Annotated in this window: 2 protein-coding genes; both read right to left on the reverse strand. The window is 44.5% G+C overall.

Annotated elements, in window-relative coordinates:
• The coding region (locus ACRCJ0_RS16900; RefSeq protein ID WP_431391315.1) for an aldo/keto reductase at window positions 1–236 on the reverse strand (236 nt) is incomplete at its 3' end.
• Window positions 237–275: 39 nt separating this feature from the next.
• Window positions 276–793: HAD hydrolase family protein (locus ACRCJ0_RS16905; protein WP_431391317.1), on the reverse strand; the 518-nt coding region annotated here is incomplete at its 5' end.

Genomic DNA, 793 nt, shown 5'->3' on the forward strand with positions numbered 1-793 from the left:
TTGGCTAATTGACTGAGGGCCTTGCCAACGTACTGTTCACTAGTCCCGCCTTGGTAGGCGATGGCCGTATCGAAGAAGTTAATGCCTTGGTCTAAGGCATGACTGATGATCGCGGTCGTGGCTTCTTGGTCTAAAGTCCAAGCGTGTCCGCCTTTGTCTGGGTCACCAAAGCCCATACAGCCAAGGCAAATACGGGAAACAGACAAGTTTGAATTACCTAATTGTACATAGTCCATGGTGGTTAGCTCCTTTTATAACTAGTCGAATAAAATAAATCAAATCAAACCGAAATGTTTGAAGGCATTGTATAAGCCATCATCTTCAGCAGCATCTGTGATATAGTCAGCAGCAGCCTTGATTTCACCGCCACCATTCCCCATAGCAACACCCGTTTCACAGATGTTAAACATAGGGATATCAATTTTAGCGTCACCGAATGCGAAGGTGTCTTTTGGATCGACATTTTCATGGGCCAATAAGTCTTGGATGGCCGTTTCCTTAGTGATGTTGGCTAGGGCTACGTCACCAAATAGGGCATGCTCACCGCGTCCACCCCAAGTGCCGACTTGGTAGTCTTTGAAAGCTTCTTTGGCATCTAAATAGTCTTGGTAAGATTCAAGGACGAAGGAGATCTTGTTGATATCTTCTCGGTATAAGTTTTGATCAAACAACATGTCTGGGAAGATAGATTCTACTGACGCGTCTTGTGCATTATCTTTTCCTTTGTAAGCGACATAAGATTGGACAGTTTGACGGCCGCGTTTTCTAAAGTTTTTAGACCCATATAAGCCAG

It is taken from the genome of Aerococcus sp. L_32, from assembly GCF_050689315.1.